The 245-nt window shown below is 56.3% G+C and carries 1 protein-coding gene; it reads right to left on the bottom strand.

The genetic code is table 11. From position 1 onward, the window contains the following. On the bottom strand, positions 1-245 hold a 245-nt coding region (locus tag AC0L2O_RS37325; protein ID WP_473373267.1), incomplete at both ends, for an aspartyl/asparaginyl beta-hydroxylase domain-containing protein.

Genomic DNA, 245 nt, shown 5'->3' with positions numbered 1-245 from the left:
AACTGGAGACGGCCGGATGATGTCCATGAACACGCAGTAGCGGCGTCCGTCATACTCGTTGACCGAGCGATGCAGCAGCGTGTCGTCGAAGACGAACAGCGGATTGTCGTACCAGTAGTTCTTGACGTTGCCGCACTCGACGAAAATCTCCGACTTAACCGGGATCAGATTGTAGAGAATGCGCAGGCTGAGCCGCAGCGGGCCGAAATGCCAGGATGTCGATTCGCGCTTGCTGAAGACGGAAA

The sequence above is a fragment of the Bradyrhizobium sp. Kon10 genome, assembly GCF_055807395.1.
Note: the sequence above shows the minus strand (reverse complement) of the source record. Positions and strands in the feature narration are given on the sequence as shown.